15 protein-coding genes are annotated in these 13,299 nt (G+C 29.1%); all 15 read right to left on the reverse strand.

The genetic code is table 11. From position 1 onward, the window contains the following. Window positions 1-42: 42 nt before the first annotated feature. The gene (locus E2O22_RS00200) at window positions 43-1,854 is read right to left on the reverse strand and encodes a peptidoglycan D,D-transpeptidase FtsI family protein (RefSeq protein ID WP_133318689.1); all 1,812 of its coding nucleotides are present in this window, start codon (window positions 1,852-1,854) and stop codon (window positions 43-45) included. A gap of 3 nt (window positions 1,855-1,857) precedes the next feature. Then, the gene (fliE, locus tag E2O22_RS00205; RefSeq protein WP_133318690.1) at window positions 1,858-2,154 is read right to left on the reverse strand and encodes a flagellar hook-basal body complex protein FliE; all 297 of its coding nucleotides are present in this window, start codon (window positions 2,152-2,154) and stop codon (window positions 1,858-1,860) included. A 3-nt stretch (window positions 2,155-2,157) separates the two neighbouring features. Then, on the reverse strand, window positions 2,158-2,652 hold the full coding sequence (gene flgC / locus E2O22_RS00210) for a flagellar basal body rod protein FlgC (protein ID WP_133318691.1): 495 nt from the start codon (window positions 2,650-2,652) through the stop codon (window positions 2,158-2,160). 10 nt (window positions 2,653-2,662) lie between these two features. Continuing rightward, on the reverse strand, window positions 2,663-3,094 hold the full coding sequence (gene flgB / locus E2O22_RS00215; RefSeq protein ID WP_133318692.1) for a flagellar basal body rod protein FlgB: 432 nt from the start codon (window positions 3,092-3,094) through the stop codon (window positions 2,663-2,665). Window positions 3,095-3,186: 92 nt separating this feature from the next. Continuing rightward, the gene (aat, locus tag E2O22_RS00220; RefSeq protein ID WP_133318693.1) at window positions 3,187-3,828 is read right to left on the reverse strand and encodes a leucyl/phenylalanyl-tRNA--protein transferase; all 642 of its coding nucleotides are present in this window, start codon (window positions 3,826-3,828) and stop codon (window positions 3,187-3,189) included. Then, window positions 3,803-5,932: an AAA family ATPase gene (locus E2O22_RS00225; protein WP_133318694.1), complete on the reverse strand. Its 2,130-nt coding sequence runs from the start codon at window positions 5,930-5,932 to the stop codon at window positions 3,803-3,805. Before E2O22_RS00225 ends, aat begins: the two co-directional genes overlap by 26 nt. Continuing rightward, the gene (locus E2O22_RS00230) at window positions 5,929-6,222 is read right to left on the reverse strand and encodes an ATP-dependent Clp protease adaptor ClpS (protein ID WP_133318695.1); all 294 of its coding nucleotides are present in this window, start codon (window positions 6,220-6,222) and stop codon (window positions 5,929-5,931) included. Before E2O22_RS00230 ends, E2O22_RS00225 begins: the two co-directional genes overlap by 4 nt. Next, the gene (locus E2O22_RS00235) at window positions 6,206-6,823 is read right to left on the reverse strand and encodes a thioredoxin domain-containing protein (RefSeq protein WP_133318696.1); all 618 of its coding nucleotides are present in this window, start codon (window positions 6,821-6,823) and stop codon (window positions 6,206-6,208) included. The genes E2O22_RS00230 and E2O22_RS00235 overlap by 17 nt, the downstream gene beginning before the upstream one ends. Before the next feature lie 12 nt (window positions 6,824-6,835). Continuing rightward, window positions 6,836-7,291 carry an SsrA-binding protein SmpB gene (gene smpB / locus E2O22_RS00240; RefSeq protein WP_039668585.1) on the reverse strand — a complete coding sequence of 152 codons (456 nt, stop codon included), beginning with the start codon at window positions 7,289-7,291 and terminating at the stop codon, window positions 6,836-6,838. Next, complete coding sequence (locus tag E2O22_RS00245; RefSeq protein WP_133318697.1) at window positions 7,291-8,046, reverse strand: 4-(cytidine 5'-diphospho)-2-C-methyl-D-erythritol kinase; 756 nt, start codon at window positions 8,044-8,046, stop codon at window positions 7,291-7,293. Before E2O22_RS00245 ends, smpB begins: the two co-directional genes overlap by 1 nt. Then, entirely contained in the window at window positions 8,043-8,270 is a 228-nt protein-coding gene (gene csrA / locus E2O22_RS00250; protein ID WP_012661763.1) for a carbon storage regulator CsrA, read from the reverse strand. Before csrA ends, E2O22_RS00245 begins: the two co-directional genes overlap by 4 nt. After that, a complete protein-coding gene (locus E2O22_RS00255; protein WP_133318698.1) occupies window positions 8,264-9,082 on the reverse strand; it encodes a pseudouridine synthase family protein in 819 nt (272 codons plus the stop codon). The genes csrA and E2O22_RS00255 overlap by 7 nt, the downstream gene beginning before the upstream one ends. Further along, window positions 9,079-11,142, reverse strand: coding sequence for an ATP-dependent helicase (locus E2O22_RS00260; RefSeq protein WP_133318699.1), 2,064 nt, complete (start codon window positions 11,140-11,142; stop codon window positions 9,079-9,081). The genes E2O22_RS00255 and E2O22_RS00260 overlap by 4 nt, the downstream gene beginning before the upstream one ends. Then, window positions 11,139-11,585: a hypothetical protein gene (locus E2O22_RS00265; protein WP_133318700.1), complete on the reverse strand. Its 447-nt coding sequence runs from the start codon at window positions 11,583-11,585 to the stop codon at window positions 11,139-11,141. Before E2O22_RS00265 ends, E2O22_RS00260 begins: the two co-directional genes overlap by 4 nt. Continuing rightward, a complete protein-coding gene (locus tag E2O22_RS00270) occupies window positions 11,578-13,299 on the reverse strand; it encodes a M3 family oligoendopeptidase (protein ID WP_133318701.1) in 1,722 nt (573 codons plus the stop codon). Before E2O22_RS00270 ends, E2O22_RS00265 begins: the two co-directional genes overlap by 8 nt.

Raw genomic sequence — 13,299 nt, forward strand, 5'->3', positions numbered from 1 at the left:
GCGAAACAAAAAATCAATATAAAAAAGATTATTATTGTAATTTTATTTTTTAATGTCATTGTTTTTGCTTTCTATTATGGGTTTTAAATAACTTTCTTTAATCAAAAGATTTACTGTATCTTTAAACATAGGTAAAGCACTTTGTGCGGCATAATAACTATAAGCTTTGGTAGGATGTCTTACTAAAACTCCAATGGTGTAGGTATTTTTCTCATCATTTGCAAAGCCAAAAAACGAGGCATTATAGCGATTTGAAGTATAGCCTTTTCTTTCAGCAATCCTAGCTGTACCCGTTTTTCCACCTATAATGATACCTTGAGTTCGTGCTTTTTTACCGGTTCCTTTTTCTATAACATTAATTAAAATTTGCTGCATTTCTTTGGCAGCTTTGCTTGAAAGAATTTTTTCTTTTTTAACTTCATCATCAAGTTTTATTAAACGCCCATCTTGATAAATTTTATTTGCAATTTGTGGGGTGATGTAAATTCCATCATTGTTAAATACATTATAAGCAGCTAAAAGTTGTATAAAAGTTGTTTTCAAGCCATAACCATAACTTAATACAGATTTTTCAACTTCTCTTAATCTTTTTGGATTTGGTATTTCTCCTTTTTGCTCATAAGGAAGATCAATACCGCTTTTTTCTCCAAAACGAAAAATTCTAAGTCCTGAGATGATTTCAAGATTACTTAATCTTTGGGCAATTTTAATCATACCGACATTTGAAGAGTAAGTAATAACTTCTTCCATGCTCATTTTGTTTTTTTTGTGATCATCGCGTATGGTAAAACGACCAAGTTTGTATTGTCCACCTTGAGTATCAATGATTTCATCAACTTTGATTTTATCAAGCATTAATGCAGTGGTAAATATAAAAGGTTTTATAACAGATCCTGCTTCATAGCCATATTCTATGGCACTTGCATTGAGCACAGATAGATCTTTTCCGCGATTTTGCGGATCGTATCTTCTTGAGCTAGCAAGTGCTAGAATTTTTCCGCTTTTGCTTTCCATGATGGCAACTATAATTTCATTGGCTTTTAGATCTTCATTTCTTTTATCGATAGCTTTTTCTAAACCTTTTTGAAGTTTTAAGGAAATATTTAAGTATAAATTACAACCATCTATTTTCCGTTGTTCATAAGAATGCAAATTTAAGATAATATTACCACCTATATCTCTTAAACCTTGAATTTTAGCATTTTGCAAAGGATTTAAACATTCATTATAGTATTTTTCCAAACCTTTTATGCCGACATTTTTAAAAATTTCACTTTGCTCATCCATATAGGTTCTTGTGTAGCCTATGATTGGAGTAAGTGAATCTTTTGGCATATATACACGATCTTCTTTGTGTTCTATAATATCAAGCCCTCTTGTCTCCACTCTGCCATTATTATTTGTGAAGGATTTAAAAAAACCTTGAGTATAAAGTTTTTTAGCTAGTTCTTTTAAATAACTTGCATCTTTTGAGTTAATATCTTGGAGTAAAATAAAATTATAACTTCTTTTTTTCTTTGCAAGCATTCTTTTTTTTATATCTTGCATTTGTTCATCACTTGCGCCACTATAAATTTGAAAAAGAGTTAAAAATAAATCCTTTTTATCGGGATTTAAGCTCCTTAGATCAATTTCAGCTCTATAAATTTGCCTACTAGAAGTTACGGTAAAATTATCGCTTGTGATGATATTGCCTCTAAGAGCGGAAAAATATTGTTCTTTTTGAGTGTTTGGTATATGGCGTTTTGAGGTTAGAAAAAAAGTAGAAAGTAAAAATAAGGCCATAAAAAACAGAGCCATACAAAAAGCAAAAGCTACTTTTGAAACCCTATTTCTAATGGTGTTTGAAAGCATATATTAAATTTGAGTTCTTGAAATTTCTTTATATGCGTTTATAGCCTTATTTCTAACTTCAAGCATAAATTTCATACTTGATTCAGCTTTGCTAATCGCAATTGCAGCTTGATGTAAGTCTTTGACTTCACCTGTTGCAATGTCTACCATAGCAGCTTCGGCGGTTTCTTGAGTTTTATTAAGATCGTTGATGGAATTTTTTAATAAACTCGAAAACTCATCTCCTATGTTGCTTGTGTTGTTATTATTGTTTTTGTTATTAACATTGTTAAATTGATTTATACCATTAATAGTGTTCATTTATTAACCTCTTAGTAAATCTATCGCACTTTGTGCTATAGTTTTGGTGCTAGTAAAGGCACTTACATTAGCTTGATAAGCTCTTGTTGCTTCTATTAAATCGGCCATTTCAATAACAGGATTTATATTTGGATAAGCAACATAACCTTGTTCATTCGCATCTGGATGAGATGGGTCAAATTTCATACGAAAATCTTTATCATCTCTTACAACTTTATCAACTACTACGCTCATTATAGCAGGTTTTGCATCTTTTTGCGAAGCAGGATCGTTTAAAGGATTTTCATATTCTAAAAAATTATTATCTTTAGCTATTTGCTTGTTTAGCAATTCGTTAAAATCAGTTGCTTTAAAAATCACTTCTCTTCTTCTATATGGACCACCTTCTGCTGTTCTAGTAGTATTAGCATTAGCTATATTTGAGCTAATTACATTCATTCTAAAGCGTTGAGCACTAAGTCCATATCCACTAATATCAAAATCACTTAAATAAGCCATTATTTTTCTCCTAGCCTAATTTAGAGCTTGTTTCTATGATGGTTGAAAAAATATTACTTTGTCTTCTTAAAACACCATCTAAAGCAGAAATCATCATAGTATTTTTGCTCATTTCAGTAGTTTCTACATCAAGATCTACTGTATTTGCATCATTTCTTGCCAAATGCCCATCTCTTAAATAAATAGTTGATTTATTAGGGTCTGGAAATTTCCAAGGTTTTTGATGATTTGTATTTGTGCTTGCTAATTCAAGCTCTTTAGTATCTTTTTTTTTGAAAATTTCATTTGCTCTATTAACTAAAGCAGTTTCAAATTCTATATCTCTTGCTTTATAAAAAGGAGTATCAACATTTGCAAGGTTAGAATTAATCATTTGACTTCTTAGGTTTCTTCCTGCTAAAGCATCAACAATAAGTTCTTTTGACTTAAAAGGGCTTATCATAATTTTTCCTTTAAAATAAAGCTTTTATAGACTAAAAGCAAAAATCATTCCAAAATATTTATGCAATTTTATTTATGTATAAGTATATCTTTTTATAGTAAATTTTTGAAATTTTTAAAGCCACTTTCAAGTGAAACTTTTTTTTCTAGTGTTTTCAAAAAATCTTTTTTTGTCATTTCTTTAGCACCCATAAATTTTAAATGCTCATTAGGCACTTGACAATCTATTAAAAAATCATATGGTTTTAAAAGCTCACAAAGTCTTATTAGAGCTACTTTTGAGGCATCTTTTTTAAGACTTATCATACTTTCACCAAAAAATATTTTACCTATTATAAGTCCGTATAAACCGCCGATTAAAACATCATTTTCATAAACTTCAACACTATGAGCTAAATTTTGCTCAAAAAGCTTTGTATAAACTTGTATAAATTCTTGACTTATCCAAGTTTTTTTTCTTTTTGCACAATGATTTATAAGCGAGTTAAAATCAAAATTAAGTCTTATTTCATAAGCTTTTAAAGATTTTTTTATGCTTTTTTGTATGTGCACTTCATCAGGTAAAAGCACCATTCTAGGAGAAGGACACCACCAAGTAACAGGATTGCTAGTCCATGGAAAAAGCCCTAAGCTATAAGCATGAGGTATAAAATCTACTTCTAGTTTTTCACTAATAAAAACAGGCGCATCATCAGGGCTTTTTAAAAGTTTAGAATACAAATTCAATTTTTTCATTTTTGGAAAGTTTGAGTTTTAATTTACCACCATTTTTTAATTTTCCAAATAAAATTTCATCACTTAATCTCTCGCCTAATTCTTCGGCAATAATGCGCTTTAATAATCTTACTCCAAATTCTTTATTATTAGTTTTTTTAGCAAGAAATTCTTTTACTTTTTTATCAGCTTCCATGGTGATGTTGTTTAAATTTTTTGCCATTAAATCTAGTTCTTTTTGAACGATTTGTTCTAAAATTTCTTGACTTAAGTCATTAAAATGAATGATTTTATCTATACGGTTGATAAATTCAGGTGCGAAGAAATCTTTTATGGCTTTATTACTTTTTTCTTTATCACTGCTTAAAAAACCAAGTTCATTACTTTCTTTGAGACCTAAATTTGAAGTCATAATGATAATAGTATTTTTAAAATCAGCTTTTAATCCACTATTATCTGTTAAACTTGCATTATCAAAAATTTGTAAAAAGGTATTAGTTAAATCAGGATGAGCTTTTTCTATCTCATCAAATAAGACTACGCTAAATGGATTTTTTCTAATGCTGTTACTAAGCAAGCCGCCATCTTCATAGCCCACATAACCTGCTGAAGTTCCTATGAGTTTGCTCACATCATGTTTTTGCGAGTATTCACTCATGTCAAATCTTTCAAGATTAAGGTTTAAAATTTGTGCTAAATTTTTTGCAAGTTCGGTTTTACCAACTCCACTTGAACCGGTAAATAAAAACACGCCTTTTGGGGTATTTTTGCCTTTTAACCCCGCATAGCTTTGTTTTAAAATAGAACACAAAGCTTTAATGGCTTCATCTTGTCCAAAAATATTTTGCTTTAAGTTTTGCTCTAAATTTTTTAAGATTTTACCTTGATCACTTTCATAAATTTTATGAGAATGTGTCATTCTTGCTAAAGTATTTTCTAAATCTTTTATTTTTACTATTTTTTTACTTTTTTTATCTTCTAAAGCAAAGCTTGCGCCAAGTTCATCAATTAAATCAATTGCACTATCGGGTAAAAATTTATCATGTAAAAATTGTTTTGCTAGTTTTATACTTGTTTGTAAAATTTCATCACTGATTTTGATTTTGTGAAAATTTTCATATTTGCTTTTTAAGCCTTGCAAGATCAAAAAACACTCTTCTTCGCTTGGCTCATCTATATCAATTTTTGCAAATCTTCTACTTAGAGCTTTGTTTTTATCAAAGGTATTTTTGTATTCTATGAAAGTAGTTGCACCTATGCATTTGATATTGCCATTACTTAATGCAGGTTTTAATAAATTTGACATATCTGCATGACTTTCATTGCTTGCGCCGGTTCCTACTATGGTGTGAATTTCATCTATAAATAAAATAGCATTAGGGATATTTTCTAATTCTTTAATGATATCTTTTAACCTTTTTTCAAAATCACCCCTATATTTTGTCCCCGAAAGTAAGCTTGTCATATCAAGGCTATAAATTTTTGAGTTTTTTAAATGTTTTGGCACTTTTTCTTCAGCTATAGCTAGTGCTAGCCCATCTATAATGGCACTTTTACCAACACCTGGTTCACCAACTAAAATGGGATTATTTTTCTTACGACGGCTTAGAATTTGCATCATTCTTTCAAGTTCAAATTTCCTACCTATAACAGGATCTATTTTGCCTTTTTTTGCAAGCTCAACTAGCTCTATGGTATGGGTTTTTAAATTTTCAAATTCAGCATTTTGTAACAATTCTTTTATTTTTTCTTCTTCTATTAGGTGTTTTTTTAAGATATTATAAGAATAAGCTTTTTCTTCTTTGCAAAGTGCAATGATAAAATCAATCACACTTGTTTGATTTTTTGCATTTAGCTTGTGTAATATATTTTCCAAGATCACAGAAAAAATAGGTTCTATTTCTTTTTTTAAAATTTCATTATTTTTAGCTAGATAATTTTTTAATTCATTTTCAAAGCCTTGTAAATCACCATCTCCGATTTCTTCAAGTAGATTTTTAAAATCATTGCTAAGCTTAACTAAAGCAAAAAGCAAATGCTCACAAGTGATAAATTCATGATGATTGATAAAGCTTAAATGTCTTGCATTTGGTATAAATGAGTCAATCAATTCTTTATATTTCATTGTTCTTCTATCCTTGTTTGGAGTGGAAAATCATTATTTTTTGCTGCCATGTCAACTTGCTGTTTTTTGCTAAGTGCAATTTCTTCTGTATATATGCCACAAACTCCGCTTCCTTGATGATGGATTTCAAGCATAATTGCACTTGCTTTTTCAAAATCATGATGAAAAATATTCATTAAAATTTCAATTACAAAATCCATAGTGGTAATATCATCATTTAAAAGCAAAACCTTAAACATTTTAGGTTCTGCTAGTTTTTGTTGTTCTAAAATTTCATTTTTTAGACCCATTTAATATCCTAGTAATATCTTCTTGCATAATCTCAGTAGAAACTTTTCCAAGATAATATTTCACATAACTTTTTGAGTCTTTATTCCAAAAATCTGTTAGATCTTGATAATTTCCACCTTTTAAAACTACTTTAAAAGGAAGTTGTTCCATGCTTTGATAGTTGATATCTTTTAATGCTTGTGCAACAATTCTATCGTTTTCTTTAGAATTGCTTAAGAAATAATAAGCCCCATATTTAATGGCAAAATCTTTTACAGCTTGATCGCTAACATTTTCAAAATGACTTAGTCCTATGATGATAAAATTGTCAGCATTTTTTTGCCACAAACTTGTTAGATGAGTGGCTTCTTCTTGACAAGGTGTGCAAAAGGTTCCAAAAAAATCAAACATCAAAATTTTACTCTCTTCACCTTTTACTACAAAACCATTTTGTGTTCTTACTAGGATTTTCTCGCCACCATTGACACTTTTTAAAAGAATTTCATCACCCATTTTATACTCAGCAAATGCAAATTCATTTTCGATTTTTTCTTCACTTGAGCAAGCACTTATTAAAAATGCAAAAGCAAATGTAAAAAACAAATAAGTAAATTTTTTCATCAAAATCCTTTTTTAATAATGATTTTTCATAGCAGCTCTTGCTTCAAGATCTGCTTGTTTTTTCTTTAAGCTTTCTCTTTTATCGTGTAAGTTTTTTCCTTTGGCTAAGGCTATTAAGACTTTTGCTTTATTTTTTTCATTAAAATAAAGTTCTAATGGCACTATAGTAAAGCCTTGGGTGCTAATTTTACCAAAAAGCCTATCGATTTGCTTTTTATGCATTAAAAGTTTTCGCGCACCTTTTTCATCATGCTTATAAAAAGAATGTGTAGTGCTAAGATGAGAAATATGAGCATTAAGTAAGAAAATTTCACCTTTGATAATACGCACAAAAGAATCTTTCAAATTTGCTCTACTAGCTCTTAATGCCACTACTTCAGAACCTTTTAAAACAATACCTGCTTCAAATTTTTCCAAAATTTCATAATCAAAAAAAGCTTTTTTGTTTTTTACTATAGTTTTTTTCATCATTTAGCCTTAAAAACTCCACTTCCACTTCCACTTAAAAAATAAGCCTCATTAAGAAAAGTTTGCATTTTAGGATAAATTTTTACACAAGGAGCAAATAAGTCGTTTAAATCAGTATTTTTATACTCTAAAATTTCACTTGTTTTGAGTGTTTTAAGTGTTTTGGCTAAATTTAAATTCGCTGTTAAATCATATGAACTTTCATCAAATGCTTTATATACTTTTGCACTTGAGCATTCAATAGCTGGAAAAGTAAAATCAAGTTGGGCAAAATCATCTTCAAAATATTCTACAATCTCGCCACACCCGCTAACATTTGCACTATCATATCCGCTTAAAAAAAAGATTAAATCAGAGCCAAGTTTTTGGCAGATTTGTTTAAGTTGTTGTTGGTTGAGTTTTAAATTTAAAGTTTCGTTGATCATTAATAAAAATACAACCGCATCAGTACTGCTTCCACCAAGGCCTCCGCCTATGGGAATGTTTTTGATAAGCTTTAAACTTTTGTCTTTAAAAAATTCATTTAATTCATTAGAAAAACCTAAATTTTCTAATTCTTTATAAGCTTTGTGTATGATAGTATCTTGAGTAAAATTTCCAGTGATTTCAAACCCTTCTTTGGTTTTTTCATCACTAAAGCTTAACTCATCAAAAATATTTTTTAGTAAAATAAAGCGTGATTGTAATAAATGATAAGATCTTAAATCAATTCCTATGATTTTTAAAAAAATATTAGCTTTTGCGTAAGCTTTCATTTTTTAAGCTTTTTACTCAGATCGTCAAGTTTTATCGTTTCATCGCTAATTGCATGTAAATTTTCACTTTTTACTTGCTCGATAAGCTCTTTGCGTAGTATCATTAAAGACTTTGGAGCTTCGATGCCTATTTTAGCATAGCCTTTGCCTGTTTGAACTACTTTGATTTCTATATCATCTCCGATTTTTATACTTTCATTTTCTTTTCTTGATAAAATTAACATTTTAATACCTTATTTAAATAATATTGCACTTGATTATCTTGGATAGAAATGATAGAAAAAAAATCTTTTTCTTCTAAAATATAGCTACCTTCTTCTTGAATTTCCAAATCGTCCAAAAATATTTTTTGTCCATTGTGTAATTTTTGGGGGTATTTTATCGTATTTTTTCTAAGATTTAAATAAGCTAAAGGATTTAACTCTTTTTCATTCTCATAAAAAAACCTTCCCTCGCTTAAACGCTCCAATGAGCTTAATGTGGCTTTAATACCAAGTTTTCTAGCAAATAATTCACAATAAGAGCGTATATAAGAACCCTCACTAACTGCTATTTCTATGGTTAAAAAGGGGTGGTTATAGTGTAAAATTTTAGTATAAAAAATTTCCATAACACAGGATTTTAAATTGACTTCAAAACCTCTTTTTGCAAGCTCATAAGAGCGCACTCCATCTATTTTTTTTGCACAAAATGCGGGTGGGGTGTAGGTGATTTTACCTAAAAGTTCATTTTTAATTTGTTCTAAAATTTGCTCATCAAAAGCATTTATAAGATTGATTTCTTTGATATTTTGATTATCAAGGCTTAGTGAATGCACGCCTAGCCAAAGTGTTGCTTTATAAACTTTTGGATTTTTATCAAAAAAACGAAAAAGTTTTGTGTATTGATCAAAGGCTATGAGTAAAACACCTTTTGCAAAAGGATCAAGTGTTCCTGAAAAACCTGCTTTTTTGTTTTTATATTTTTTCTTGAGTTTGCCTAAAAAAGCATTAGAACTTATACCACTTGGTTTATAAGCTACAAAAAGTTTATTCATATCACTTTTTCCACAAAACTTGACATTATCATTCTTTCTATGCCTCCAAAATTAATCGTGAGTTTTTCTTCAGCACCTATTTTACTTACCCCAGTGACTCTGCCTATGCCAAAAATTTTATGTTTGATTAAATCGCCTTTTTTGTAGCAATTTTTTTGATGATCTAGTGTTAATTCTTTTTTGATTACATTACTCTCGCCAAAAAATCTACTTTTTTCTAATCTTGTGCGACTTCCTTTATAAAATCTAGAATTAGCATAACTTAAATAAAGTTTTTTCTTGGCTCTAGTGATTGCTACATAGGCAAGTCTTCTTTCTTCTTCTATATTGCTTGATTCGCTAGTGAGTGGGAAAAATCCTTCTTCTAAGCCTATGATAAAAACATAATCAAACTCAAGTCCTTTACTTGCATGAATACTCATAATACAAATACTTTCTTTATCAAGTCCATCTTGCTCATTAAGTAAAGAAATTTCATTTAAAATATCATCTAAGCCATTATAATTTCCATGAGTGATTTTATCTTTTAAGTTAGCATAAAGTTCATCTATGTTTAAAAGTTTATCTTCGCCTTCTGGGTTATCTTTGTAAAATTCTTTGATTTTAAATTCTTCTTCTAAGGCTAAAATCATTGCAAGTAAATCATCTTTTTCTTTGATTTTGTGTATGCTTAGTATGAATTTTTCTAATTCTTTGTCTGTTTTTTTGCTAAAAAATCCACTTCCTTGCAAAGCACATAGGCTTTCAAATAAAGACAAATGATTTTCTTTGGCATAATTTTCTAGCTTTTCTAAACTTGCATTACCAAAATTTCTTTTAGGGCGGTTGATAATGCGTTTAAAAGAATAATCGTCATTTAAATTTGAAAGTAATCTTAAATAAGAAATAATATCTTTAATCTCAGCTCTTTCATAAAAACGAATTCCACTTAGCAATTTAAAAGGAATTTTTTCTTTGCTAAAAGCTTCTTCAAGAGCACGAGATAGGGCGTTTACTCTATAAAGTATGGCTATTTCACTAGGATTAATCCCTGAGTTTAAAAGTTTTGAAACTTCTCTTGCAACCTTAAAGCTTTCAATTTTCTCATCATCATTTTGTAAAATTGTGATTTCTTCGCCCTCATCTTTGGTGCAAATTAAAGTTTTTCCTAGTCTTTTTCTATTATGTTCTATAAGCTCATTCGCAGCTTGTAAAATAGCGCTAGTTGAGCGATAATTTTGCTCTAATTTGACTAATTTTACATTGTTAAATTGTTCTTTGAAATTTAAGATATTTTCTATTTTAGCTCCACGCCAACCATAAATACTTTGATCATCATCACCCACCACACAAATATTTTCATGAGACGTGCAAAGTTTTTTTAGAATTTGATATTGTAAGGCATTAGTATCTTGATACTCATCTACTGTTATATAAGTATATTTTTGACTTTGCTCTTGTGCAAATTGTTCATCTTCTAAAATTTTATTAGTTAGCATGAGTAAATCATCAAAATCCATGAAATTATTTTGGATTAAAAAATGCTCATATTGCTCATATAAATGAATGATTTCTTCGTAATTTTTGTTTTTTTCATCTTTTAAAAATTCTAATTCTTTGCGTATTTCTTGAGCGCTTTTGCTTTGATTTTTAAAATTTGAAATATAAGCACCTATGCTTGCTAAAGAGCTTTGCAAATTTTCGCTAGCTAAATCTTTTAGTATTTTCTTTTTATCATCTGTATCAATAATGACAAAATTATTTGCTCTATTAATTCTTTCGCTATAAAGTCTTAAAAATAACAAACCAAATTTATGAAAAGTACATAAAAGGGGATTATGTAAATTTTGATCTTGTAAAAGTGCTAAGGCTCTTGTTTTCATTACATTAGCAGCTTTATTTGTAAAGGTTAGCGTGAGGGTATTTTGCGCAGGAATACCTACATGATCGATTAAATAGGCAAGTCTAGTGGTAATGGTTTTAGTCTTTCCACTACCTGCACCTGCTAGTATTAGCATAGCTCCATCAATATGCATGATAGCTTCTTTTTGGCTATCATTTAAACCTTCAAAAAAACTCATTTTTTAAATAAATCTTTATTGTTGGGATTGTTTAAAAAAGCATTCATGGATTTTTCTTTTAACTTTTGATCATTTTGCTTTTTAAAATAGTTTGAAAAATTGACAAAAATGATATTATCTTCAACTTGAATTTGAGTAATTGCCCCTAAATCCACTTTCACAAAGGTTGCAAAATCATCAGGTCCAAAACCTGCGTGAAATTCTATATGCTCATTTGTTAAAACTATGGATTTAAAAGTATAACCACCAAGTGCAAAAAGACAATAAGGATTTTTGCTCACTACATCTAATTCTGGTGGTAAAGGAGGTTCGAGTGTAACAAATTTAGTATTTACAATGATATTAAACTCAATATCTTCTTGGATTAAAATTTGCAAACATTCATAAATGCTTTTTTGCATTAAAGTTATAAAATTTTTATTATTTAAAATTTTATCAATCATTGCTTAGCCTTAAAAATTCATCTACTAGTATCCTAACTTGCTCTAAGCCTATATTCCAAAATTTATCACTTTCTATATCAAAGCCAAACATAGCTACAAGTTCTTTTGGGCTTTTGCTTCCCCCACTACTTAAAAACTCAATATAAATTGAAGTAAAATTAGAGCATTTGCCACTTTTATATAGACCATAAAGTGCTAAAACTAAAAGTTGTGCATAAGCATAAGCATAGCAGTAAAATGGAGAGTGTATAAAATGTGGTATATAAGAATACCAAAGGCCATAGTTTTTGGTTAAAACTACACTATCTTGAAACATTTTTCTTGATTCTTCAAGCCAAATTTCACTTAGTTCTTGAGCGCTTAGTTCTTCTTTTTTAGCATGAAATCTGCGTTCAAAAGTAGTAAAATTAATCTGTCTATAAAGAGTAGCAAAAATATCTTCGATTTTTGCTGCATATAAAGATAAAAGCTCCTCTTTGTCTAAATTTTCTTTAATGTAATCAAAAATCAACATTTCTGCAAACACTGAAGCAGTTTCTGCTGTAGTTAGAGGTGTATCTTGATTTAAAAAACTTACTTTATAAGAAAGTTTTTGATGTATAGTGTGGCCTAGCTCATGAGCTAGGGTAAAAAGATCGCGTCTTTGGTTGGTATAGTTTAAAAGTATGAAAGGATGGCTTAGCGGCGTGCTTGAGTGAGAAAATGCTCCACTTTGTTTAAATTCTTTAGGATAAACATCGATCCAATTATTCTCAAAAGCTTCTTTTGCTATCATATAAAAATCTTTAGAAAATTTTTCAAAGGCTTTTAAAACGATATCCTTTCCTTGATTAAAATCAACTTGCATTTCTTTTCCAATAGGTGCATAACGATCATAATCTTTTAACTTTTTATATCCTAGAATTTTTTTCTTTGCATTGTAAAATTTAGAAACGATATCAAAGCTATTCTCGCTAGCACTAATAAGCGCATCAACACTTTTTTTAGAAATTTGATTTCTTATATGCCTTGGAGTTTCTGGGTTTTCATAAGATCTTAACTCACAAATGCTGGCAAGTTCACTTTTAATCATATTAAAAATATATACTAAAAGTTTGTTTTGCTTTTTTAAGGTTTTGCTAAAGCATTTTGAAGCTTTTTTTCTAATGCTTCTATCTTTATCATAAAGCTTGCTTAGAATTTCTTCCTCGCTTAATTTTTGCCCTTCAAAATTAAATTTTAAAGCACTAAAGGTTTCATCAAATAATCTTGCAAATGCATTTGAACCTGTACTTGATAGAACCAAGATAACTCTTTCTTCTTTTTTAGAAAGATTGTGTTTTTTGTGTTTGATAAGATTGTTCAAATAAAACTCATAATCTTTGCAAAATGTGATGAAAGTTTTACTTTTTTCTTCTTTTAACTCGCAAAATTCAAGCTCAAAAAATAAAAGATTTTCTTCTATTTTTTTACTTAAATTTTCATATTTTGCATAAAAAGCACCCTTGGTAGTATCTTGAGCAAAATTTAAATACACATAGGTTAGTATGTGGGAAAGCTTTAAGATTAATTCTTCATAATTTTTTAAAGCCTGTAAAAATTGCTCATTGCTTAAACTATGAAGATTAGTTTCATATTGTTTTTTAAATTCACAAGCTTCATCTTGGATTTTTTGTAAAAAAAGATTTAATTCTTGCTCATCTTTAAATAATGTACTTAAGTTCCAATTTTGCAT

Origin of the sequence: Campylobacter lari (assembly GCF_004357905.1) — a bacterium.
GTDB lineage: Bacteria > Campylobacterota > Campylobacteria > Campylobacterales > Campylobacteraceae > Campylobacter_D > Campylobacter_D lari_D.

Bases quoted from the DNA above. Each gene is read 5' to 3' on its own strand.
- E2O22_RS00200 (WP_133318689.1), bottom strand. From the start codon at position 1,854: ATGCTTTCAAACACCATTAGAAATAGGGTTTCAAAAGTAGCTTTTGCT.
- fliE (WP_133318690.1), bottom strand. From the start codon at position 2,154: ATGAACACTATTAATGGTATAAATCAATTTAACAATGTTAATAACAAA.
- flgC (WP_133318691.1), bottom strand. From the start codon at position 2,652: ATGGCTTATTTAAGTGATTTTGATATTAGTGGATATGGACTTAGTGCT.
- flgB (WP_133318692.1), bottom strand. From the start codon at position 3,094: ATGATAAGCCCTTTTAAGTCAAAAGAACTTATTGTTGATGCTTTAGCA.
- aat (WP_133318693.1), bottom strand. From the start codon at position 3,828: ATGAAAAAATTGAATTTGTATTCTAAACTTTTAAAAAGCCCTGATGAT.
- E2O22_RS00225 (WP_133318694.1), bottom strand. From the start codon at position 5,932: ATGAAATATAAAGAATTGATTGACTCATTTATACCAAATGCAAGACAT.
- E2O22_RS00230 (WP_133318695.1), bottom strand. From the start codon at position 6,222: ATGGGTCTAAAAAATGAAATTTTAGAACAACAAAAACTAGCAGAACCT.
- E2O22_RS00235 (WP_133318696.1), bottom strand. From the start codon at position 6,823: ATGAAAAAATTTACTTATTTGTTTTTTACATTTGCTTTTGCATTTTTA.
- smpB (WP_039668585.1), bottom strand. From the start codon at position 7,291: ATGAAAAAAACTATAGTAAAAAACAAAAAAGCTTTTTTTGATTATGAA.
- E2O22_RS00245 (WP_133318697.1), bottom strand. From the start codon at position 8,046: ATGAAAGCTTACGCAAAAGCTAATATTTTTTTAAAAATCATAGGAATT.
- csrA (WP_012661763.1), bottom strand. From the start codon at position 8,270: ATGTTAATTTTATCAAGAAAAGAAAATGAAAGTATAAAAATCGGAGAT.
- E2O22_RS00255 (WP_133318698.1), bottom strand. From the start codon at position 9,082: ATGAATAAACTTTTTGTAGCTTATAAACCAAGTGGTATAAGTTCTAAT.
- E2O22_RS00260 (WP_133318699.1), bottom strand. From the start codon at position 11,142: ATGAGTTTTTTTGAAGGTTTAAATGATAGCCAAAAAGAAGCTATCATG.
- E2O22_RS00265 (WP_133318700.1), bottom strand. From the start codon at position 11,585: ATGATTGATAAAATTTTAAATAATAAAAATTTTATAACTTTAATGCAA.
- E2O22_RS00270 (WP_133318701.1), bottom strand. From the start codon at position 13,299: ATGCAAAATTGGAACTTAAGTACATTATTTAAAGATGAGCAAGAATTA.